At 47.3% G+C, this 23694-nt stretch carries 17 protein-coding genes and 1 pseudogene; 8 read left to right on the top strand and 10 right to left on the bottom strand.

Annotation, left to right across the window (positions count from 1 at the left end):
- Positions 1 to 41 precede the first annotated feature (41 nt).
- From FO447_RS13505 to dut, 7 genes and pseudogenes are all read right to left on the bottom strand, one after another.
- Positions 42 to 973 (bottom strand): annotated as a pseudogene (locus tag FO447_RS13505) (IS982 family transposase).
- A 122-nt stretch (positions 974 to 1095) separates the two neighbouring features.
- A complete protein-coding gene (locus FO447_RS13500; RefSeq protein WP_200756803.1) occupies positions 1096 to 3297 on the bottom strand; it encodes an alpha-amylase family glycosyl hydrolase in 2202 nt (733 codons plus the stop codon).
- Between the two features lie 9 nt (positions 3298 to 3306).
- Positions 3307 to 4116: a starch-binding protein gene (locus FO447_RS13495; protein ID WP_200756801.1), complete on the bottom strand. Its 810-nt coding sequence runs from the start codon at positions 4114 to 4116 to the stop codon at positions 3307 to 3309.
- Positions 4117 to 4467: 351 nt separating this feature from the next.
- On the bottom strand, positions 4468 to 6249 hold the full coding sequence (locus FO447_RS13490) for a murein hydrolase activator EnvC family protein (protein ID WP_200756799.1): 1782 nt from the start codon (positions 6247 to 6249) through the stop codon (positions 4468 to 4470).
- Between the two features lie 50 nt (positions 6250 to 6299).
- On the bottom strand, positions 6300 to 7214 hold the full coding sequence (locus FO447_RS13485; RefSeq protein WP_234699010.1) for a DUF4292 domain-containing protein: 915 nt from the start codon (positions 7212 to 7214) through the stop codon (positions 6300 to 6302).
- Between the two features lie 37 nt (positions 7215 to 7251).
- On the bottom strand, positions 7252 to 9102 hold the full coding sequence (locus tag FO447_RS13480) for a tetratricopeptide repeat protein (protein WP_200756795.1): 1851 nt from the start codon (positions 9100 to 9102) through the stop codon (positions 7252 to 7254).
- A 42-nt stretch (positions 9103 to 9144) separates the two neighbouring features.
- Positions 9145 to 9582 carry a dUTP diphosphatase gene (gene dut, locus FO447_RS13475; protein ID WP_117692971.1) on the bottom strand — a complete coding sequence of 146 codons (438 nt, stop codon included), beginning with the start codon at positions 9580 to 9582 and terminating at the stop codon, positions 9145 to 9147.
- A gap of 168 nt (positions 9583 to 9750) precedes the next feature.
- On the opposite strand from dut, the gene FO447_RS13470 reads away from it, so the two are divergent.
- The gene (locus FO447_RS13470) at positions 9751 to 11088 is read left to right on the top strand and encodes a deoxyguanosinetriphosphate triphosphohydrolase (protein ID WP_200756793.1); all 1338 of its coding nucleotides are present in this window, start codon (positions 9751 to 9753) and stop codon (positions 11086 to 11088) included.
- An 84-nt stretch (positions 11089 to 11172) separates the two neighbouring features.
- Here the strand turns inward: FO447_RS13470 and fic are convergent, their stop codons facing one another.
- The 3 genes from fic to FO447_RS13455 all read right to left on the bottom strand — a co-directional run bounded on the left by fic (position 11173) and on the right by FO447_RS13455 (position 14188).
- Positions 11173 to 12054: a protein adenylyltransferase Fic gene (gene fic, locus FO447_RS13465; protein ID WP_117692967.1), complete on the bottom strand. Its 882-nt coding sequence runs from the start codon at positions 12052 to 12054 to the stop codon at positions 11173 to 11175.
- A 238-nt stretch (positions 12055 to 12292) separates the two neighbouring features.
- Positions 12293 to 13288, bottom strand: coding sequence for a GNAT family N-acetyltransferase (locus FO447_RS13460; RefSeq protein WP_200756791.1), 996 nt, complete (start codon positions 13286 to 13288; stop codon positions 12293 to 12295).
- A gap of 72 nt (positions 13289 to 13360) precedes the next feature.
- On the bottom strand, positions 13361 to 14188 hold the full coding sequence (locus FO447_RS13455; RefSeq protein WP_118416213.1) for a glycerol acyltransferase: 828 nt from the start codon (positions 14186 to 14188) through the stop codon (positions 13361 to 13363).
- A 356-nt stretch (positions 14189 to 14544) separates the two neighbouring features.
- On the opposite strand from FO447_RS13455, the gene rsmH reads away from it, so the two are divergent.
- From rsmH to FO447_RS13420, 7 genes are all read left to right on the top strand, one after another.
- The gene (gene rsmH / locus FO447_RS13450) at positions 14545 to 15459 is read left to right on the top strand and encodes a 16S rRNA (cytosine(1402)-N(4))-methyltransferase RsmH (protein ID WP_200756789.1); all 915 of its coding nucleotides are present in this window, start codon (positions 14545 to 14547) and stop codon (positions 15457 to 15459) included.
- Positions 15456 to 15962 (top strand): FtsL-like putative cell division protein, encoded by a 507-nt coding sequence (locus tag FO447_RS13445; RefSeq protein WP_200756787.1) that lies wholly within the window; start codon positions 15456 to 15458, stop codon positions 15960 to 15962. Before rsmH ends, FO447_RS13445 begins: the two co-directional genes overlap by 4 nt.
- Positions 15959 to 18118, top strand: a complete 2160-nt coding sequence (locus FO447_RS13440; protein ID WP_200756785.1) for a penicillin-binding protein — start codon at positions 15959 to 15961, stop codon at positions 18116 to 18118. The genes FO447_RS13445 and FO447_RS13440 overlap by 4 nt, the downstream gene beginning before the upstream one ends.
- Before the next feature lie 82 nt (positions 18119 to 18200).
- Positions 18201 to 19664, top strand: a complete 1464-nt coding sequence (locus FO447_RS13435) for a UDP-N-acetylmuramoyl-L-alanyl-D-glutamate--2,6-diaminopimelate ligase (protein WP_200756783.1) — start codon at positions 18201 to 18203, stop codon at positions 19662 to 19664.
- A gap of 24 nt (positions 19665 to 19688) precedes the next feature.
- Entirely contained in the window at positions 19689 to 20957 is a 1269-nt protein-coding gene (gene mraY, locus FO447_RS13430; RefSeq protein ID WP_117692957.1) for a phospho-N-acetylmuramoyl-pentapeptide-transferase, read from the top strand.
- A 43-nt stretch (positions 20958 to 21000) separates the two neighbouring features.
- Entirely contained in the window at positions 21001 to 22338 is a 1338-nt protein-coding gene (gene murD, locus FO447_RS13425; protein WP_200756781.1) for a UDP-N-acetylmuramoyl-L-alanine--D-glutamate ligase, read from the top strand.
- Positions 22339 to 22376: 38 nt separating this feature from the next.
- Positions 22377 to 23654: an FtsW/RodA/SpoVE family cell cycle protein gene (locus FO447_RS13420; RefSeq protein ID WP_006847637.1), complete on the top strand. Its 1278-nt coding sequence runs from the start codon at positions 22377 to 22379 to the stop codon at positions 23652 to 23654.
- Positions 23655 to 23694 lie beyond the last annotated feature (40 nt).

The raw sequence follows: 23694 nt of genomic DNA, 5'->3' as shown, positions 1-23694 counted from the left end.
GAGCTCTGCTCAATTCATCTATATTATACCCGTTGGCGGAATTAATTTAGCGCATACTTAACCCTGCCAACCGGTCTGTTGTTTACATAATTAATATATTGCAAGACTGTAAATGCGCTGATTTTCCCGATGATTCGGGTAAACAGTCCTAGTGTTTGCTTAGCATAGTTTCGGAAGAGCATGAAGTGATCACAAAGTTGAGAGAAATTTGTCTCGATTCTCTTCCTCGCCTTAGCATAAGGCTTAAATGTTGGTCGCCAATTCTTCATGTTCAAGCGATATGGAACTTCCAACTTGATGCCTACAGAAGAAAACAAGTCTTGCTGTAGTTCCGCACTGAGGTAAGCTCGATCGCCAAGGATGCAACAGTCATGGAATTGAAACTTTACATCTTTAAGAAAATGAATGTCATGAACATTAGCTGGACTCAGGTCATACGAGTGGATAACTCCACTTAACCCACAGACAGCGTGGAGTTTATACCCAAAGTAGTATATCTTCTGAGTAGCGCAATAGCCAAATGCAGGAGAGTTTGTTACGTCTGTTCCTTTCATCTTGCAACGCAAGCCTCTGGACAAGCGACACACCTCTATTGGTTTGGAATCTATGCAGAAATATTCTTCTGCACCATCCATCTTTGACGCTATGCGCTTACGAATCTTCTCACATAGTTCCGCAGTGAACTTTCGCCTGTCATTGAACTGGCGTCGAGAAATCAGATTTGGCATATCTGCCTTATACTCCTTCAGCCTATCGAACAAGTTGTTTTCACTGTCGATGCTAAGATGCTCGGCTGTCAAGCTCAAAGCAACAACTTCGAGGTCTGAAAAACGTGGTACGACTCCTGGGCGAGGAATATTTCCTAGCTCATTAACTAAATTTTTGGAGAAATCCTTGCATATCTCAAGAATTTTTACGAAATTTGCATACAAGTTGTGCATAGCGTGAAATATATAACTTTATAATTGGACACTACAAAGTTACTAAAAATCAACGAGATGCACAACTTTTTTCTCCATAAAAATATACTAATTTTCAGGCGGTTTTTTAATTCCGCCAACAGGTTATATTATATATATATGTTTACCTGCAGAATTACTTCACTACCTGTTCAGTAGAGGCATTCTCGCCATTAATAGGAGTACCGGCAGTACCATCGTTGATAAAGAACTTAGCCTTGAGATATGCCGTAGGAATCTGAACCTTATACCAACCAGTCTTACCATTATGAGAAGCAGATGCATCGAAAGTCATCTTGACTCCTGGCCATGCAGCAGAAGAGGTTGTGCCATTATAGAAGTAGCAATAAACATTCTCCCACTTAGAAGCGTTATCGAAGTAAACATACTCTGGATCAACGATCTCATCTTCATGTACCTTGGTCACAGTAGTGCTGTATGCTCCGTCAACATAGTAGCCGTGGTTGACAAACTCCACGTCAGCAGTTATCTTATTTCCATTACCATCCAAGAAAATGATTTGAGTAGGAGCACTTGTCTCGGTGCCATCATAAGTCCACTTGAAGACATTCTTTCCAGAAACACTCTTACCTACAGGAGGCAACTTTTTATTGATAGCATCATTCCAATCACCAGCATACTTAATTACAGGACTAACCTTGTTATTCCATACATATACGGCTGCTGCCGCATTAGATGTCTCCAAGAAACAGGAGATTTCATCAGCCTTGCCCAATTCAGGAACGTAAGCCTTCACCTTCTTGTAAGTTACCGAACCTGTTTCTGTCTTGCCTTCCTTGTCAGTTGCACCCCAAGTGATAGTGACATTCTTACCATAGGCAACATCAGCACCTACAGTAAACTGCTTGTCAGCAGTAAAATCCTGCTTAGCACCATCATTCACCTGAATCCAGGCAGAAACAGCATTCAAAGGAGTAGCAGTCACAGTGAGCGTCTCATCAGAGAAGGCTGTACCATCAGCTGGATTGAAAACAACCTCAGGAGGCAGCACAATAGAACCAGCATTATAGATGACAGCAATACCTGACTCGCCAACATGACCAGAGATTGTAGAAGCATTGACGGTGAAAGCACCACCGCCTACCATATCCTTATAAGTACCAGGCTTGAGCCACTTGCCGTCGCCAGCACCATTGGCTACAGTCACGTCACGGTCAGAACCACTTCCCAATACGATAATAGCGCCACTCTTACGAACCTGAGCACAAACGCCATTACCTTTTACATAATAGTTTGGCTCGCCGGCACAAACGTTGTGCATGTAGTTTACCTGAGCTACTTCAGCATCTTTGAAGTGAACGCTTCCCTTATCACCAAATTTGATAGCTCCCTTATCCTTCTGGAAAGGACGAGAGAAATAAAGAGCGGTAGCTCCATTGTTTCCTGCTACAACTGCATAAGCACGGTCGATAACATTCTGGCTTTTATTCTTTGACTCACCACCATCGTTGGCATAAGTATCATGGCTTTCACCCCAATAAACCAACTTTTCTGTCTTTGCATTTCTCTGATTGAAATTGCCAACAGATTCGTTGATAGAACCACCAGCAAAAGAATTGGCAAAACCGTTACCATAACCATTATCGGTAATGCTCATGTAGGTCTGATACTCTGGGAAAAGGACATTATCATCACCACCAGTACTGTCAAGGATCTCACCATAGTTGTACATCTCCTGATCCACCACATTCTTCATAAAAGAATCGCCTTCAGAAGGCAAAGCGATGTGCTTGATAGCATCCCAACGGATACCATCCACGCCACAGGCCTTCAAATCCTGGATGTATTGTTTGATGATGGCTTGCACAGTAGGATTGTTGGTATCGAGGTCCCACATTCCAATCATACCAAATGTAACCTGATGGCGGTCATTCCAGTTACCCACACCAAATCGTTCATGATAAAGACTCTCGTCCTTCAAGCGTGCAGCCACGTTAGGATGGTCGGTATGGTTGGCAACAACATCCACAATTACCTTGACCCCATACTCATGAGCCTTAGCACAGAGAGCCTTCAGGTCAGCTTCAGTACCAAGACCATTACCTATCTTAAAGTCGTATGGACGATAAACATCATACCAGACGGATCCTTTACCTGCTCTTTCGTGAACAGGAGAAGTCTGAACGGCAGTAAAGCCTGCCTTGGCGATATTAGGAATTTCTTCCTGGATATCTGCCAACGTCCAGTCGAAACAATGAAGGATGACACCATCCTGAATATTGTCTTTAAGACCATATTTGTTGTCTGCGAAGATGTTGGATGCCATGGTGAAGAGCATCACCAACATCAGAAGACCATAATTGATTGTCTTTTTCATATTCTGCTATTATTTTCTGATGATTACTTTTTTACCATTGTGAATATAGAGTCCTGGCTGAGCAGGCTTGCTGATACGGACACCTGTGATAGAATACCAGGCATCATCGGTTGTCTTCTTCACAGCTGTGATGGTAGTATTCTCTATGGCTGTAACAACCTTACCGTCTACATAAACCGTTTCTCCCTGAAGAGCTGAACCTGCTTCGCCATTATTGATGACGAAACAACCTGTAAGGAAAGCAGCAGGAACCTCCAAAGAATAATAGCCTTTCTTGCCGTTATACTCAGTCTCTTCGTCGAGCTGCATCTTCACGCCAGGCCATTCTACAGAAGCCTCAGTTCCGTTATAAATATAGCAATATACATTCTTCAGGTTCTCTATTGTATTATCAAAGAACACCTTTACCTTGCCTGCAGGAGCAGTCTCAATGGTCTTGGTGAAATTACCTTCTACATAATATCCATGATTCTTGAATTCCAGGTTAGCGTCTACAAGTTTCTGCCCACCATCATGAGTAAAGATAACACCAGTAGGAATTTCAGTACCAACTGTATATGTCCATTTAAAGACATTCTTGCCATCTTTAGTTCCCACCAAAGTCATGGCATCTCCAGGCCACTTAGCAGTAGTAAACTGACTCACCTTGTCATTCCATGCCCAAATCTTGGCATTGTCATAACTTGTTTCCAAAAACACGGAGATTTCATTTTCCGTTACCACTGGTGTATAGTCTGCCGCAAGTGCTGAAACTGGAGCCATGAAGGTCATGCTCAGCAGCAATACCAGTGTACAAATCAACGTATAAAATTTCTGCATAAACAAAATGTATTAAGTTTGAATTATAAGATTTCGTCGGCAAAAATAAGAATACTTTTTGAAAAGCAGATGAAGAAAAGTTAAATAAATAGCATAAAAAAAAGACAATCGTTTGCACAATTTGCAAGCGATTGTCTTCTATTTTCTGACTTAGCAACTGAACTTTCGCATATGGCTTAAGTACGGGCTGAAGGCCCAAAAGCTCCAGAAGCAGCACGCCCTGGGCTAGGAGTTTCTGCCCTTTCAGGGCGTGTGGGGCAAAACAGGGCGTGTGGGGCAAAAACTTACGAAACTTGAATCATTTACAGCAACCAGGCAGTAAAAATACTACCGTCTGCAATTATTCATACATTATCGGCTCAGCCAAGCCTCCGGATTGAGCTTGGCAGTCTCCTTGCGAAGCTGGAACTGGAGGATGTTTTCAGAGCCAACACTACCCAAAGCCTGACGGGTACTTACCTTCTGACCCTTATGAACGCTGACCGATTTCAGATTACAGTAAACAGAGATGTAGGCACCATGACGGACCAGCACGTTCCACATGCCACCATAACCGAAAACGGCACTCACCTCACCATCGTAGATGCTGCGAGCCACACAACCCGGCTTGCCCTGGATATTGATACCCTTATTGTCGAGCGTTACGCCCTTCAAACCTTCTACATTATACTGACCGAAATGACTCACCACACGGTAACTGCCGCTGATAGGCATCGGCAATCTACCACGGTTAGCCTCGAATCCACCGCTCAGCATGCGGTCTACCGAACTCAAGGTAGAAGCCTCCTGTGCCTCCTTCTTGGCAGCGGCAATCTCACGGGTACTGCGTTCCGCATCCATCTTCGCCTTCAACTCGGCAGCCTGTCTTTCAGCCTCCGCCTTTCTTGCAGCCTGTTCGGCAGCAGCCTCACGGGCAGCCTGCTCTGCGGCAGCACGCTTGGCAGCCTCGGCAGCAGCACGCGCCCTAGCCTGCGCTTTTGCCTTCGCCTTTGCTTCTGCCTGGGCAGCAGCCTCCTCCTGAGCCTTTCTTGCAGCCTCGGCAGCCAGTCTTGCTTCTTCGGCAGCCTTTCTGCGGGCAGCTTCGGCAGCAGCCTCACGCGCCTTGGCTTCGGCTATACGACGGGCATTCTCTCTGGCAGCAGCCTCGGCAGCAGCTTTCTTGCGAGCCAGTTCCTCGGCACGTTTCTTGGCGGCAGCAGCGGCAGCGGCCTTTCGCTTAGCCTCGGCAGCAGCACGGGCTCTTGCCTTGGCTACTTCCTGAGCTATCAAGCGGTCAATCTGAGCGTTGATTGCCGCATCTTTCTGACGCTGGTCGGCAATTACAGCCTGAATGGTCTTCTGCTGTTTCTGCAGTCCCTGCACCATCTCCTGCTGCTGGGTCTGCTTACCTTCCAATGCCGTCTTCTCCTGCTTACCCTTATATAATAAGGTGTTCTTATGTCCCTTTACATGCTGCAACTGCTGGTGCTTCTCGTTCACCTGCTTCTGCTTAGCCTTTACAGCCTCGCCCTGCACCTTCTGATAGGAAGAATACTGGCGGATGAAGGAAAGGCGGCGATACATCTGTGTCAGATTCTTGGCGCTGAAGATGAACATCAGCTTATCCTGAACCGTATGATGACGGCTCATATAGCGCATGGAACGGATATACTTGTTCTTGCGGTCCTGCAACTGTTGCTGAAGCGTTTTCAACTGTGCCTGCAGAATGCCGATATTGCCGTCAATATGATGGATATCCTTCTGGATGCCGTCAATCTTCTTCTGACTCTGGTCTATTTCTCCGTTCAGCGCCATCAGGTCTTCAAGACGTTTCTTCACATCCGCCTTATTTCTCTGCAAAGCCTGCTCCTGCTCTCTGATCTTCTTCCGGATAGAAGCGCGCTGTCCCTGCAAACCTCGGATAGAGGCATTGCTATAGGTTGCCGCCTTGCGTTCTGCTCTGGTTGGCGCAGCTGGTTTGGATGTCTTTCTGGCCGCATGACTTCTGCTGTTCGTCTTTCTGGCAGGAGTAGCAGGCTTCTTTTTCGCAGTTACGGCAGTCTTTCTCACCGGCTTCTTCTGGGCAGAATGCTTCTGCGCAAAAGGTGCGAGCGAGAAGGTGATTGCCATGATGAATAATAAGATTCGCTTCATTTCTTATATTAAAAACTCATATTCTATACTTACAAACTCTCGATGAGCATCTACATACTCAATATCTTGCTGAGCACATCTGTTGGAGAAATCTGCTTGTATTTGCTGGAAATCTCTGTCTGAGTACTCCACTTGCTGTCGGTCTTCACCTGATTCAATTCCAGACTGATCTTAGCCTCCTGCTTTTTCCTGGTAGCAGTAGTGGTCATCGCCAGATTCAGGGAGGCAGGGAACATCTTGACGCCTACACTCTTGAAGTTGCCGTAGTCGACGTGGAGATTGGAGGTGCCGTTCTGCGCACTCTTATAGACAACATCTGCAGCTATGATACGGCCGGTAGTGCGGTTGGCTGTCCAGGAATAGGTCATGTTTCCATTCTTGAAACTTACCGGCACATTGTCTCCTGCCACATCCAGGGTGGCATCAAACTTCTTGAGGTCTGATTCCTTCACAGTTCTTTCGCCCGGCAGGAGCAGCTGGTTCCAGAAGAGAGCCTGCAGAGAATAGAAGGAGATGCCCTGCTTCTTGAGGAAGTCTACCTGGGTATAATCTGCCTTGATATATTCCTTGTGAAGACGGTCGATGATAAGTACATGGTCGGGAGTAAACTCCAGACGGCCCACCTCTGTACCTAAGATAGGAATAAAGAGCTGGATGCGGATGATTTCATCCTTACGCATGCTCAGTTTGCCCGGCACGGTAATGTCCTTATCACCTGCCTGGAGAGTAAACGACATGTTGCCTACAATATTCCTGGTATACACCTGATTGTCTGAAACCTTCTGTACGAAAGCCAACTTCTTGAGCGTCTCACTCTGACGAGAGGCAGAACCCTTGGTGGCATTCTCTTTCTGATGACTGGCTGATGTGGAGCCAGAACCCTGTACATTCTTGCTGGTTCCGCAAGAACCGAGGAGCAGGATGCTGCAGGCTGCGGCAAGCAGCATCATCTTATTCTTCTTCATTGTATATTTCATCTTTCCTGATTTTTCTACTTTCCGTTTATTTCTTCTTACCTTTTCTAACTGACTTCTTCGTAGCGGCAGGTTTCTGCTTTGGCGCATTACGCTTCTTCAGTTCTTCTCCGGTAATATATTGTCTGTTCTTAATCTTCCATGCCAGCACCTCAGTCTGGTTCTCGCCGGTATAGGCTTTCTTCCAGAAATCCACGGATTCATCGGCCATACCATTCATATAATAGATATCTCCGGCATGTTCCAGAACCGTACTGTTATCTGCGGTGGAATCGCGGTTTTTGAGTGCCTGGTCTATATAAGTCTTGGCATCAGCATAGCGTTCTTCCATAAAGAGAATCCAAGCATAGGTATCCAGATAAGTACCGTTGTTCGGCTCTGCCTTGATGGTCTTGTAGCTCATCGCCTCAGCCTTATGCAGGTCAACACCCTTCTCGCTCAGATAGTAGGCATAGTTGTTCAGAGCCATCACGTTGTCGTCTTTCCATTGCAGGCAGGAATCGTAAGCCGCAAAGGCTTCCTGCTCTTCACCTTTCTTATGAAGGATATCGCCGGTTACGGCATAGAGGTCGGATACCAGGTCGGCAGGCGACTGTGCATTCACCTGCGCCAATCCGAGACGGAACTCACGGAGCGCCTCGTCTTCCTTATCTTTCTGATAATACGCCATTCCACCGAAGTAATAGAACACCATTTCTTCGGGATTATACTCCTGAGCCGCCTTACATTGCAGGGAAACCAGGTCATATTTCTTCTCGTTCCAGAGCATCTGTACAAGTTGCATTCTGGCATTCACGTTATCCGGAGCTATGGTAAGCACCTTTTCGAAGGCACGGCAAACAGAGTCGGCAGGCATCTTCTTCAAACTCATATAAGCAGCTCTCATCTCTGCCACTTCGGCTGACGGATGAGCTACGTTGAGTGCCTTGTCGAACAGCGCAATCACCTTGGTAGAATCGCCACCTTCGCTCTCGTTCTTCTGAATGAAAGAGCGGTACATCATCACTTTGGTCTCCAGATCCGATTTCGGACTCATCAATATCTTATCGAGCATTTGCCCGGCAAGCTGCTCCTGATGGGTGGCATTATAATAGTCGTAAAGCGACATCTGGGCATAGGAGTTATCAGGCTCTTCCTTCAGTACATCGGTAAAGCACTTGTAGGCTTCCTTCTGGCGGTTGTGCTGTACGAGCCAGTTGCCCAGCATTGTCTTATACTGCATATCCAGCGGATGCTGGTCTACCAGCGACTTCAGTTCCTGATAGGCAGCCTTCTTGTCGTTCATCAGTTCATAAACTCTCATTTTAGAGAGGGTGAACTGTTCGCTTTCACCTTCTTCCACCTCAAGACGCGAAATGGTTTTGAGTACCGATTTATAATCCTTATTCTGGGAATAAAGCTGAACCAGGATGCGGAGGGCATCGGTATTATCGTGGTTTTTGGCATACAGATCCTCATAGGCATCGATGGCAAGATCGTATTTCTGGCTACCTATATAATATCTGCCCAACTGCTCTGCATAGGTCTGGTTTTCCGGATTCAGTTCTATTGCCTTCTGCATATAGGCAAGTGCCAGGGAATCCTGCTTGAGCTGAGAATAGAAAAGCGACTCATAGAAATAGGTTTCAGCCGCCTTCGGGTCAATCTTCCGGGCATGCTCAAAAAGGTCGAAAGCTGCCGAATAATTGCCGGCAGCCTGCTGGCGCGCTCCCTCCAGGAAGAAATAGTTGTAGCGCTGGCGGTCGTTCGGAGAGAGATGGTCCTCCTGAACCGCCGGCTTCTGAACCGGCTGCACCTTCTTTTTACGGGCAAGCGACGGCATGGCTACCGAACCCAGCAAGACCAGCCCCATTGCCCAACTGATATTTCTAAGATTCATCTTCACGATTCTAATCCTTTCTATTCTATCTTTAATAATCTGTTATTTTACACCCGTATGACCGTATCCGCCGGCTCCACGTTCGGTTTCATCGAGTTCATTAACCTCGATGAAATCGCATTGTTCGTGCTTAGCCAGCACCATCTGGGCTATACGTTCGCCATCGTTGATAACGAAATCCTCTGTAGAGAAATTGATGAGCAGAACCATGATTTCGCCGCGATAATCGGCATCAATGGTTCCCGGCGTATTCAATACGGTAATGCCATGCTTCAAAGCCAGACCGCTGCGAGGACGGATCTGCGCTTCATAACCTGCAGGCAAAGCCATATAAAGACCGGTTGGCACCAGTCGTCGCTCCATAGGATGAAGCACGATTGCCTCATCGATGTTTGCACGCAAATCCATGCCGGCACTCTGAGGTGTGGCAAACGCAGGTAGAGGCTGATGCCCCTTGTTGATAATCTGTACTTTTATCATGACTTCTTCTTTTTTATCTGTGTCTGAGTTTAATAATCTGCAAAAATAAGCAATTTTGATGGAATAAATGAATTTTTGAGGATAAAAACATGTAATTTATCATATTTTATTTTGATTTGTGCTTACTTTAGTGTATTTTTGCGCTACAGAATCAAGTAATACAATAATATGGAATGGAAACAACTGATATCCAACAAGCGTTTCGGACAGGAGCATAAGCATGCCGAGCGCCATGATGATCGCTCTGAATTCAAGCGCGATTACGACCGTCTTATCTTTTCATCGGCATTCCGCCGCCTGCAGAACAAGACGCAGGTTTTCCCTTTGCCGGGCAGCATCTTCGTTCACAACCGCCTCACCCACAGTCTGGAGGTGGCAAGTGTGGGCATGTCGATAGGTAACGACATTTCCCGACGTGTCATCCAGAAGCGGCCTGAACTGAAGGATACGCTCGTCGAAGAGATAGGTACCATCGTAAGTGCAGCCTGTCTGGCACATGATTTGGGCAATCCGCCTTTCGGTCATTCCGGCGAGAAAGCCATCCAGACTTTCTTCTCTGAAGGACCGGGTCAGAAGATAAAATCAATGGTTTCATCGGAGTTTTGGGATGATATTACGCATTTCGAAGGTAACGCAAATGCCTTCAGAATCCTGACCCACCGATTCAAGGGGCGCCGTCAGGGTGGTTTCGTCATGACCTATTCCATGCTTGCTTCCATCGTGAAATACCCGTTTGCAAGCTGTCTTGCCGGCAACCACGGAAAATTCGGTTTCTTTGCTTCAGAAACGGAATCTTATAGGAAAATTGCCGATGAATTGGGCATTTTTTGCAAATCTGCACCGGGTGAGCCTCTCAAATACGCCCGCCATCCACTTGTATATATGGTAGAAGCTGCCGACGATATCTGCTACGAAATCATGGACATCGAAGACTCCCATAAGCTCAAGATTCTTTCCTTTGCCGAGACCGAGCACTTGCTGCTGAGTTTCTTCGATGAAGATATCCAGCAGAAGATACGCCAGCGCATCATCGACGAAGAACTGACTGACGAAAACGAGAAAGTGGTTTACATGAGAGCCAGCGTCATCGGCAAACTGGAGAACGAATGTGTGGCAGCCTTCCTGGCGCACGAGGAGGAAATCCTTGCCGGAACTTTCGAGGGCTGTCTCATCGACCACATTTCCGAGCGCCAGAAAAAGGCATACAAGGAATGTGAGAAGATCTCTTACTCAAAGATTTACCAAAGCAAGCCGGTACTCGACATAGAACTGTCGGGTTATCAAATCATGGCAACTCTGATGGAGGTTTTCATCGAAGCTGCCGTAAACCCATCGCGCTTCTACTCCAAACAGCTCCTGCGCCGGGTAAGTAGCCAGTATGATATAGAGAACGAGAATCTGGAGGAGCGCATCATGGCGGTAATTGATTATATCAGCGGCATGACCGACATCTATGCGCTCGACATCTATCAGAAAATCAACGGAATCAGTCTGCCTATTGTATAAGGGAAAATGTAAGGGATAAAACAGATCTTAAACTAAAAAATAACACGGACAATTTGAATTTGTCCGTGTTATTTTTCTTTTTATTTATTCATCCACCTGCTCATAATAATAAGAATAGTCTATGCCCTTCATGAAGACCTCACGGTCTTCAATTTGATCTGTTAAAGCATTGGAAATAAGCTGTTTGATGCTACTACTATCAACAACACTTTGTGTCATCGCAGCCAAATAATCGTTCTTGTCAATAAGGCTCCAATCCACGCATTTTTTCAGCCTGCGCTTCAATATCAAGTCAAGCCAAATGCGCGTAGCTCTGCCATTTCCCTCACGGAAAGGATGAGCAATGTTCATTTCTACGTATTTGTCGATGATTTCATCCAGCGTACTTTCCGGCATCTGTTCGATTCCAGCAAGTGTTTGTGGAAGATACTGCGCCATGGCAAATTGGAAACCGCCCTTTGCAATGTTCATAGTTCGGATCTGTCCCGCAAAATCGTATAGACCACCAAAGAGGAAAGCATGAATCTGCTGCAAACCTTTGACAGAACCTTCAGTAATGGAATTAATCAGTTCACTCTCAAAAAGAGTGTATGCTTTCTTGCGGCTCTGGCCATCAATGGTATTATCGCTATAGGTAAACCAATCCAGAAAGTCGGCAGCTTTATTGTTAGGAAAGTTCCTGGCTAGCAACATAATACCTTCGTTGTCGAGGACATCGGTCAAACGCAGTTTGCCGTCAGGAGCTTGTAATTTCAACTGGTTAGTAGCACTAACCAGTTCATTATTTTCCTTCTTCAGTTTATTTTTCAGATACTTCCAGTAATTACGGTTCTTGCTATAATCGTCCTGCTCGTTCAATACGCCGATAATATCCAGCACAGAGAACCACCACTTGTTGTATTCCCCGTCCCAAACCGCTCTTACTTCCCGGTCTTTATAAAATCTGATTGATAATTTTCTGTCCATATTGCAATTCATTTTAAAGACACCCCGTATAACGGCATGTTGGTGATATATCTTTACACTTTCTGACACATAAAACCTGCGCAAAGATACACTTTTCGACACATAAAACCAAAATTCCGCTGCCTTTTCAGAGATTCATTAAGACTATTTAACCGAGGCAAGCAGTTTTTACAGAAAACAAAAATCCCATGTTTCTATTGCCAATAAGCAATAAGAACATGGGATTCTGCGGTATAGGTTAGATATTTTTTTCCTTATAAATTACTTTATTGGCTCCGCTCGTAATCTTCAGAGCCTCAGGATGTTCCTTAATAAAACTGTTGATATGGCGAACTCGCTTCTCTTCGAGAATCTCATCGATGGCAATGAGGATACCGGTCTCCTCCACATCACCAAAACCATAGTTGATGGCGGTACCGAAAAGCTTCATCGTAGGACTCAGACTCATGTAGGCATTAACAAGAGGAGGGATATTATAACCCAACTTGCGAACCTCACGGTTCAGGATACGATAGTCTGCCTTGAAGTCATCTTCTGTAAAGATGGCAGCCAAATCACTCTCCGGAGTATCCAATTTCAGCGGTTTCATCGGGATTACGAGGTTCTCCTTGTCATCAAAATGCTTCTTGAGGAAATAGAGAATCATGTCGCGACCACGACGGATGTAAGACGGATACATCGTCATCTTGCCGAAGAAATATTTTACTTCCGGATAGAGAACCGTCAAAGCGCCCAAACCATCCCAGAGATTGTCAAGAGCAAAGATGCTCTTGGTGTTGGTACGCACATTCTGATATTCGAGCGAAACGAAGGAACGGCCCAACTCTACGGTATAAGGCATATACTCCTTGAGGAACTTGTCGGAGAAATGGAACATGTGGCTGGTTGCCAGCTTAGGCTGTCCCTTCTCATCGAGCAGCCAGTCCTTACCCAGGAGATAACGGTAACCGCCGATAATCTCATCGGCTTCAGGATTCCAGACAATCAGCTGCTTGTAACAGTTGTCACCAAAGTCGAACTCATCAAGATCCATAGATTTGCCCGTTCCGCCTCCCGCTTCGCGGAATGCGATTTCACGAAGTCGACCAATCTCTTTCAGCACATTAGGCGAATCTTTTGCCGTAACGATGTAAATCTCGTTATGGCTCTTATTGGTCATTCTCAGTTGTTTGTCGGGTGTAAGCTCGCTCTTCAGGAGCTCACGGTCAATCGGTTGGATGATTTCTTCTTCCATATTACTCTTCTTATATGCTATGATTCTACGATTTCGTTAATATAAAACAATTCTTCCGGGTTTTGCAAACCATTAAAGTTCATAAACCCTGTCTTCAACATACTGCGCCCACTCTGTAGCCGACTTGCTCTTATCAAAAGTCTGCCAAGGAATCGGCTTGCCGATAGAGATGCGGAAATGCTTGCCCACATTTCTGTACATCTCGTCAACTAGGAACAGCATGGCGAGATTGAACGGCAGATACTTGTCGCTAAATCGGGCGATGCGGTAGAAACGCTCAGAGTTGCGCCCTCCGAAATGGATAGGCACCACATCGCGCTGATATTCTACACTCTTAGAGATAAACGTCTTCTTCCAAGGCAGGTCGTGGATGGTTCCATCCTTGCGCTTGCGGCTGTTCAAGCCTGCCGGAAACATCAGCATGTGGTTGTCACTCTTGAAGCCCGCCTCCACCATACGTGGGAAATCGCGGCTCTGGCGACCCGTCTTGTTGATGCCGATACTTACAGGTTTCAAACCCGGCAAGTTGAGCAGAAGATCATTCACCAGATAGCGGAACTTGCCATCATAGTGCTTGCCGATGATGGAACCGAGACATACGCCGTCCTGTCCGCCCAGAGGATGATTGGAAACAAAGGTATAGAGTTTGCCGTCGTTCTTGTCAGGCAGGTTTTCCAAGCCTACGATTTCAACATCCATCTTCAGATAGCGCACACATTCGGTGAGCCATTCAGTACCCGAAAGGCCACGGCTCTCCCACAAGAACCTGTTCACTTCGTCCTCGTGAATAATCTTCTTGAGCCAGGAAACCAGGAAGCGCGGTACGAATTTCACCTTGCTTCCCATCTTGCTCTTAAGAATCTTATCTATGTCTATCGTTTTCTCTATTGATTCACTCATGTTTGCTAAAACTTATATAAGTTAGTGCAAAAGTAACTCAACTTTTTCAAATACGTGCCATTTTTTCCAAAAAAATAGCAAAAAAGCGAAAAATTATTAGTTTTTTTAAACTATCACGACAAATCGAGCCCATTTTGCACGTATTTTTGCAAAAACATCACACTTGATGAGAACAAAAAGGCGATGCCCGAAACTGGAAGGTGAAGTTGACCAAAAACAACTTTTTCATTAAGTTTTATAAATTTTGTGGGAAAATGTAAGGCTATATGGAGATTTTTATGTACCTTTGAACCCAAATTTATACACTAATAAGTACGCACGCAATATTATAACGCGATAAGACAGCAAAAAGATATATGATAAAGACAGCAGAAACATATCACGTACCGGTGCTCCTCAAGGAGAGCGTTGACGGGTTGAACATACAGCCAGGAGGCATCTATGTAGACGTAACCTTCGGTGGTGGCGGACACTCTAAAGAGATTCTGTCGCGCCTGACGGAGGGAGCGCACCTGTACAGCTTCGACCAGGATGCCGATGCAGAACGCAACGTGGTGGCAAACGAGAACTTCACCTTCGTATGCTCCAACTTCAGATTCCTGAAAAACTGGATGCGCTACTACGGGGTAGACGGACTCGACGGACTGTTAGCCGACCTGGGCGTATCGAGCCATCACTTCGATGACGAGACCCGCGGTTTCTCCTTCCGTTTCGACTCCCCACTCGACATGCGCATGAACAAACGTGCGGGGAAGACTGCTGCCGACATCGTAAACGAATATGACGAAGGTGCCCTTGCCGACATCTTCTACCTATACGGTGAGCTGAAGAACTCGCGCCGCATCGCCTCGGCACTCGTCAAGGCAAGAGCCGAGAAGCCCATCCTCACCACCAAAGACTTCATGGCAGCCGTAGAGCCCCTCTTCAAGCGGGAACGCGAGAAGAAAGACATGGCAAAGCTCTTCCAGGCGCTGCGCATAGAAGTGAACCACGAGATGGACGCCCTGAAAGAGATGCTCCGCTCAGCCACGGAACTCCTGAAACCGGGAGGCAGACTCAGCGTCATCACCTATCACTCGCTGGAAGACAGAATCGTAAAGAACATGATGAAAGCGGGCAATGCAGAAGGCAAGATAGAGCAGGACTTCTTCGGAAGAATAGAAACCCCTTTCAAACTCGTGAACAACAAGGTTATCGTTCCCGATGCCGACGAGCAGGAAAGAAACCCTAGGAGCAGAAGCGCCAAACTAAGAATAGCAGAAAAGAAATGATAAACGATAAAGACATAAACATCAGCGAGAAGCCTATAGCCGAAGAAAAGGCACAGGCATCACAGGAACCGCCGAAGCAGGAAACTCCGCAGCAGGAGCCACAGCAGCAGGAGGCTCTACAGGCTTCGCTCAAGGAAGTGATTGCCAAGCAAGCCATTGAGGAAGAGGCTTCAGGATCATCGAGCTTTACGCTGCGAAAGATTCTGGGTGGAGACATTCTTACCGCACAAATCATACGCCGGCAGATATGGCTCGTTATCCTCATCGTGTTTTTTGTCATTATCTACATATCCAACCGATACAATATCCAGAACGATATCATCGAGTTGGACAAACTGCAGAAAGAACTGCAAGACACCAAATATAAAGCGCTGTCTACAAGCAGCCAGATAACAGAGAAGAGTCGTGAAAGTAATGTGCTCGACATGCTGAAAAACAACAAAGACAGCGTGCTGCACATCGCTACCCAACCTCCATACATCATAAACGTACCCGAAGAATGAGCAGCAAATTTGATCACAAGAAAGTAATGCCCCGCTACAGCGCCATTGCCATCATCATGACGATTTTCGCCATAGCCGTAGTGGGTAAAGCGCTCTACATCATGACCGCCAAGCATGATTACTGGATGAAGGTGGCAGAACGGCAGAAAAAGGATTCCGTGACCGTAAAGCCAAACCGAGGCAACATCTTGAGCTGCACAGGACAGCTGATGGCAAGTTCGCTGCCGGAGTTTAAGGTTTTCATGGACTTCAAGGCGCTGAAAGATGCAGAAAACGACTCGCTGTGGGATGCCAAGCAAGACTCCATCTGTCTTTGCCTGCACCAGATATTCCCGAACCTGAGCGAGTCTGATTTCAAGAAGCACCTCACCGAAGGTCGCGCCAAGATGAGCCGCCACTGGCCGGTTTATCCGAAGCGTGTAGACTATAACACCTTCACCGAGATAAAGGACATCCCTGTATTCCGCCTGAAACCCTACCAGAGCGGTTTCCACTGGGAAGAATATAATGCCCGAACCAGAACTTACGGTTCGCTGGCAGGCCGTACCATCGGAGCCATGTATGGCGCCAAGGATACCGCCCGCTTCGGTCTGGAGCTGAGTTACGACTCCATCCTGCGAGGCACCAACGGTATCGTGCATCGCCGCAAGGTGCGCAACAAGTTCCTCGACATTACCGATACCCCTCCTATTGACGGAGCCGATATCGTGACCACCATCGACGTGAGCATGCAAGACCTTGCCGAACGCTCACTCATCGACGAGCTGAAGGAAATCAACGCCAATGTGGGTGTAGCCATCGTGATGGATGTACCTACGGGCGACATCAAGGCCATCGTAAACATGGAGAAATGTTTCGACGGCGAATACAGAGAGATCCACAACCATGCCGTGAGCGACCTTCTGGAGCCAGGTTCGGTGTTCAAGCCAGCCTCTATCCTCGTAGCGCTGGACGACGGAGTGGTAGACACAACCTATCACGTAGAAACCGGTGGCGGTATATGGCCGATGTACGGCAGAGAAATGAAAGACCACAACTGGCGAAAAGGCGGATACGGAATGCTGACCCTCGCACAGACCCTGTGGTACAGTTCGAACATCGGTGTGAGCCGCATCATAGACGACCATTACCGCAACAACCCGGAGAAATTCGTAAAGGGTATCTACCGTACCGGTCTGCACGACGACCTGAAGATTCCGCTGGTGGGAGCAACGCCAGCCAGAATCCGCATGCCGCACAGAAACAAGAACGGACAATATGACAACTGGGCAAAGACCAGTTTGCCATGGATGAGTATCGGATATGAGACCCAGATACCGCCTATCTCTACCCTCACCTTCTACAACACCATCGCCAACAACGGCAAGATGATGCGACCAAGATTCGTGAGCAAGGTAATGAAGAACGGAGAAACCATCATGGAATTTCCTCCTGAAGTGATGCGCCAGCAGATAGCCAAGGAGAAGAGCATCAAGGAACTGCAAACCATCCTGGAACAGGTGGTAAGCGTGGGACTGGGAAAGAAAGCCGGTTCGCCTAACTTCAAAGTGGCAGGAAAGACCGGTACAGCCCAGATTTCAAAAGGTGCCGGTGGATATAAGAGTGGCGGAACCAGCTATCTCATCAGTTTCGCAGGCTACTTCCCTGCCGATGCGCCACGCTACAGCTGTATCGTCTGCATACAGAAATCCGGTTTGCCTGCTTCGGGCGGTACGATGTGCGGTAAGGTGTTCCATGAGATTTCAGAAGGCATCATGGCGCAGAGTCTGAAAGTTGACGTAAAGGACGCCCGCGACTCAGCATCCGTCTTCGTTCCTGACGTAAAGGCAGGCAATATACTTGCTGCCAACTATGTGCTCAGCCACCTCGGCATCAAGACCAATGCCAACTGGAGTGGCAGCTATGCCGACGGCAACCCTATCTGGGGTAAGGCGGAGCGCGTGGGTAACCACAGCATCAAACTCATCAGGGAGAAGCAATACGGCAAGACAATCGTACCCGACGTTACCGGAATGGGAGCCCGAGACGCTATCTACAATATGGAGAGCCGGGGCATCAAGACCCAGATTATAGGTAGAGGAAAGGTAGTAAAGCAGAGTCTGGTGCCGGGAACGGTCATCAAGAAAGGTGCCGTATGCAGCATTGTGCTCGAATAAAACTCAGAAACAGTTATCTGAAACCCTATATATAATAAGGTGTAGATAAAGAAATATATAGAATATAAAACAGAAACAGGATATGAAGTTACAAGAATTACTCAAAAACATCGAGCCGGTTCAGATAATCGGCGATGCTGATGTAGAGGTTACGGGAGTAAACATCGACTCTCGCAAGATTAAGGAAGGTCATCTCTTCGTTGCCATGAAAGGAACGCAGGTTGACGGTCACAAGTTTATTCCAAAGGCATTGGAACTGGGCGCAAAGTCGGTTTTGTGCGAAGACATGCCTGAAGAGAAAGTTGAAGGCGTAACTTACATTCAGGTCGCTTCGACCGAGGATGCTGTCGGCAAGGTAGCAACCCTCTTCTACGGCGACCCTTCAAGAAAGCTCAAACTGGTAGGCGTAACAGGTACCAATGGTAAGACCACCATTGCCACCTTATTATATAATATGTTCCGCAAGTTCGGCCATAAGTGCGGCTTGCTCTCTACCGTCTGCAACTACATTGAGGACGAGGCTATCCCTGCCGACCATACCACCCCAGACCCTATCGAGCTGAACATGCTCCTGGGCAAGATGGTAGAGGCAGGCTGCGAGTATGCCTTCATGGAGTGCTCTTCTCACGCCATCGCACAGAAGCGTATCGGAGGATTGCAGTTTGCCGGAGGCTTGTTCACCAACCTGACCCGCGATCATCTCGATTATCACAAGACATTCGAGAACTACCGTAACGCCAAGAAGGCTTTCTTCGACGGACTGCCTAAGACTGCCTTTGCCATTACCAATGCCGACGACAAGAACGGCATGATCATGGTACAGAACACCAAGGCTACCGTGAAAACCTACTCTACCCGCAGCATGGCAGACTTCAGAGCCAGGATCCTGGAGTGTCACTTCGGCGGCATGTATCTGGAGATTGACGGCAGAGAAGTGGGCGTACAGTTCATCGGTAAGTTCAACGTGAGCAACCTGCTTGCCGTATATGGTGCAGCCATTATGCTCGGCAAGAAGCCAGAGGATGTACTCGTAGTGATGAGTACCCTTCACAGCGTAAGCGGAAGACTGGAACCAATCCAGTCGCCAGAAGGTTATACCGCCATTGTTGACTATGCCCATACACCAGATGCACTGGAGAACGTATTGAACGCCATCCATGAAGTGCTCGAAGGCAAGGACGGAGAAGTCATCACCGTTTGCGGTGCCGGTGGCAACCGTGACAAGGGCAAGCGTCCATTGATGGCACAGGAGGCTGTAAAGCAGAGCGATAAGGTAATCATCACCAGCGACAACCCACGTTTCGAAGAGCCACAGGACATCATCAACGACATGCTTGCCGGACTCAATGCCCAGCAGATGAAGAAGGTAATCAGCATCGTAGACCGCAAGGAAGCCATCCGCACAGCCTGCATGCTGGCAAAGAAGGGCGACGTGATTCTCGTAGCCGGTAAGGGACACGAAGATTACCAGGAAATCAAGGGCGTAAAGCACCACTTTGACGATAAGGAGGTGATTCGCGACATCTTCGGAATTTCACAGAAGTAAAATCAATCAAGAAAAGAAAGAAAAATGTTATACTATCTCTTTAGATTTCTGGAGCAGTGGGGCATCACAGGTTCTCACATGTGGGGCTACATCTCATTCCGTGCCCTGCTTGCGCTGATTTTATCATTGGTAATCTCTGCCTGGTTCGGCGAGAAATTCATCAAGTATCTCAAAAGCAAGCAAATTACAGAGACACAGCGCGATGCCAGCATCGACCCGTTCGGTGTCAAGAAGATTGGCGTTCCTTCTATGGGTGGTGTCATCATCATCCTGGCTATCCTCGTACCGGTACTGTTACTCGGACGTTTGCGCAACATCTATCTGATCCTGATGATCATCACCACCGTATGGCTCGGCTTTCTCGGTGGAATGGACGACTTCATCAAAATATTCAAGCGCGACAAGGAGGGATTGAAGGGCAAATATAAGATTATAGGACAGATTGGCATCGGCCTGATCGTGGGACTGGTACTCTGGTCTTCACCTGATGTAAAGATGAACGAGAACCTCGCCATCGAGCAACAGGGACAGGAAACGGTGGTAAAGCATCGTACGGAAGCAAGAAAATCGCTGAAGACCACCATCCCATTCGTCAAGGGACACAACCTCGATTATTCCAGCATCACCAGTTTCTGCGGTAAGTACAAGGTAGCAGCAGGCTGGATTCTCTTCGTCATCATGACCATCTTCGTTGTAACAGCCGTATCAAACGGTGCCAACCTCAACGATGGTATGGACGGAATGTGTGCCGGAAACTCCGCCATCATAGGTGTGGCGCTAGGCATACTTGCGTATGTGTCGTCGCACATCGAGTTTGCCGCCTACCTCAATATCATGTATATTCCTGGTTCTGAGGAACTGGTAGTATTCTTCTGTGCCTTCATCGGAGCCCTCATCGGTTTTCTCTGGTACAACGCCTACCCTGCCCAGGTATTCATGGGCGATACGGGTTCGCTGACCATCGGCGGTATCATCGCAGTAGGTGCCATCATCATCCACAAGGAGCTGATGCTGCCTATCCTCTGCGGTATTTTCTTCGTAGAAAGCCTCAGCGTGATGATGCAGGTTTACTATTACAAGATAGGAAAGCGGAGAGGTGTGAAGCAGCGTATCTTCAAGCGCACACCTATCCACGACAACTTCCGCACACAGGACAGTCAGCTGGATCCTGACTGCAAGTATCTGTGGAAGAAGCCTCGCAACTGCTTCCATGAATCAAAGATTACCATCCGTTTCTGGATTGTAACCATCATTCTGGCAGCATTGACCATCATCACATTGAAGATCAGATAAAATACAGGCTCTTATCAGCCCGACAAGTATAGAGAATAAGACAATGAGCAAAATTGTAATTTTAGGAGCTGGCGAAAGTGGCGCAGGTGCAGCCGTGCTGGCAAAGAAAGAGGGATTCGAGGTCTTTGTTTCAGACATGTCAAAGATCAAGGATAACTACAAGAAGTTGATGGATGACCACAACATCGAATGGGAAGAAGGTCACCATACAGAAGAAAAGATTTTAGATGCAGATGAAGTCATCAAGAGTCCGGGTATTCCTAAGGAAGCACCTATGATACAGAAACTGATGGCTAAGGGTACACCTATCATCAGCGAAATAGAATTTGCGGGCAGATATACTGATGCCAAGATGATTTGTATCACGGGAAGTAACGGTAAGACAACCACTACCTCGCTGATTTACCACATCATCAAGTCGGCTGGCTATGATGTAGGTCTGGCAGGCAACATCGGAAAGAGTCTGGCCCTTCAGGTGGCTGAAACTCCTCATAAGTACTACGTCATCGAGCTGAGCAGTTTCCAACTCGACAATATGTATAAGTTCCGTGCCAATGTGGCCATCCTGCTCAACATCACTCCAGACCATCTGGACCGCTATGAGTTTAAGATGCAGAACTATACCGATGCCAAGATGCGCATCACCCAGAATCAGACAGAGGAAGACAGCTTCATCTTCTGGAACGATGATCCTATCGTTACAAAGGAGCTGGCTAAGTACAACCTCAAGTCACATCTCTGCCCATTCTCTGAGTTCAAGGAGGAGGGTTGCGTTGGCTTTATCGAAGACGGCAAATACAAACTCAACTTCCCTTCAGACTTCGAAATGCCACAGGCAGACATGAGTCTACGCGGCAAGCATAACATCTATAACAGTCTGGCTGCAGGTCTGGCATGCAACATCGTAGGCATCGACCACGAGACCCTGCACAAAGGCTTGAGCGACTTCCCTGGTGTAGAGCACCGTCTGGAGAAAGTGGGCAAGTACCAGGGCGTTTACTATGTGAACGATTCAAAGGCTACCAACGTAGATGCCTGCTGGTATGCGCTGGAGAGTATGACCACCCCTACCATCCTCATCATCGGCGGTAAGGATAAGGGAAATGACTATAACCAGATCAAGGACCTGGTAAAGGAGAAATGTGCTGGTATCGTATATCTCGGAGCCGACAACCAGAAGTTGCACGACAACTTTGACGCACTCGGCATCCCTGTACGCGACACCCACAGCATGAAGGATTGCGTGGCAGCCTGCCAGGAATTGGCAAAGCCGGGCGATACCGTACTCCTCAGCCCATGCTGCGCAAGTTTCGACCTCTTCAAGAACATGGAAGATAGAGGCGAGCAGTTTAAGGCGCTGGCAAGAGCTATCGGAGAATAACAGTTTTCAAAAAATAGAACAGATAGAACTATAAAGAAATGAATAACAAGAGCATTGGTAATATTTTCAAGGGAGACAAGGTGATCTGGATGGTCTTCTTCTTTCTCTGTATGATAAGCATCGTGGAGGTATATTCTGCCTCCAGCTCCTTGTCGTACAAGACAGGAAACTACATGGCACCTGTCATCCGCCACATCTTGCTCTTGGGAGGCGGTCTGTTCACCATGATTTGCATGCTCAAGGTGAAATGCAAGTACTTCAAGATTGTTACCCCCGTCGTGATGGGCATCTCATTACTGTTGCTCGTCCTGGTCTTGGCTACCGGTCAATCTACCAACGGAGCCTCCCGATGGTTCTCTCTGATGGGCATACAGTTCCAGCCTTCAGAAATAGCAAAGGGAGCGGTAGTACTGGCTGTAGCTCAGATTCTTAGTGCTATGCAAACAACTCAAGGAGCCAACAGGAAGGCTTTCAAGTTCATACTTGTAGCAACTGCTCCATTTGTAATTCTCATCGGACTGGAAAACTTATCCACAGCCATGCTCCTCAGTATCACAATCTTAGCCATGATGCTCATCGGACGAGTGCCGATGAACCAGATTGGCAAGCTGGTGGGACTGTGCATGATTGTCATCGTCACAGCCTTTGCTGGTATCATGATAGTAGGACAGGACAAGGGCGAAGAGGGCAATAAACCGGAAAATACGCTGACCGAGAAGGTTGAGCAGGAACAGAACAAGCCTAACATGGCAGAAAAGATGTTCCATAGAGCCGACACCTGGAAAGCCCGTATTGACAAGTTTATGAACTCAAAGCCTGTAGCCCCACAGGATGTCGATCTCGACAAAGATGCCCAAGTGGCACATGCCAACATCGCCATCGCCTCTTCCAACATCGTAGGCAAAGGGCCTGGAAACTCAGTAGAAAGAGACTTCCTCTCACAGGCGTTCTCAGACTTCATCTATGCCATCATCATCGAAGAGATGGGTATATGGGGAGCCGCACTGGTTGCATTCCTCTATATCATCCTCCTGTTCAGAGCTGGCAGAATAGCCAACCGGTGCGAGAACAATTTTCCAGCATTCCTCTGCATGGGACTCGCCATCATGCTGGTTACCCAGGCACTCTTCAACATGGCAGTAGCAGTAGGTTTGGCTCCTGTTACAGGACAGCCACTACCACTCATCAGTAGAGGTGGTACATCTACCATCATCAACTGTCTGTACCTGGGCATCATCCTGAGTATCAGTAGAACAGCCAAGAAGAAAGAGATACCTCAAAATGAGCTCGACGACAGCAAAATGGTGGCTGCCTGACAAGAGTTTTATAAATTAAGGTGAAAAAATGGCAGAAAAT

Origin of the sequence: Segatella copri (genome assembly GCF_015074785.1) — a bacterium.
Classification (GTDB): domain Bacteria; phylum Bacteroidota; class Bacteroidia; order Bacteroidales; family Bacteroidaceae; genus Prevotella.
Note: the sequence above shows the minus strand (reverse complement) of the source record. Positions and strands in the feature narration are given on the sequence as shown.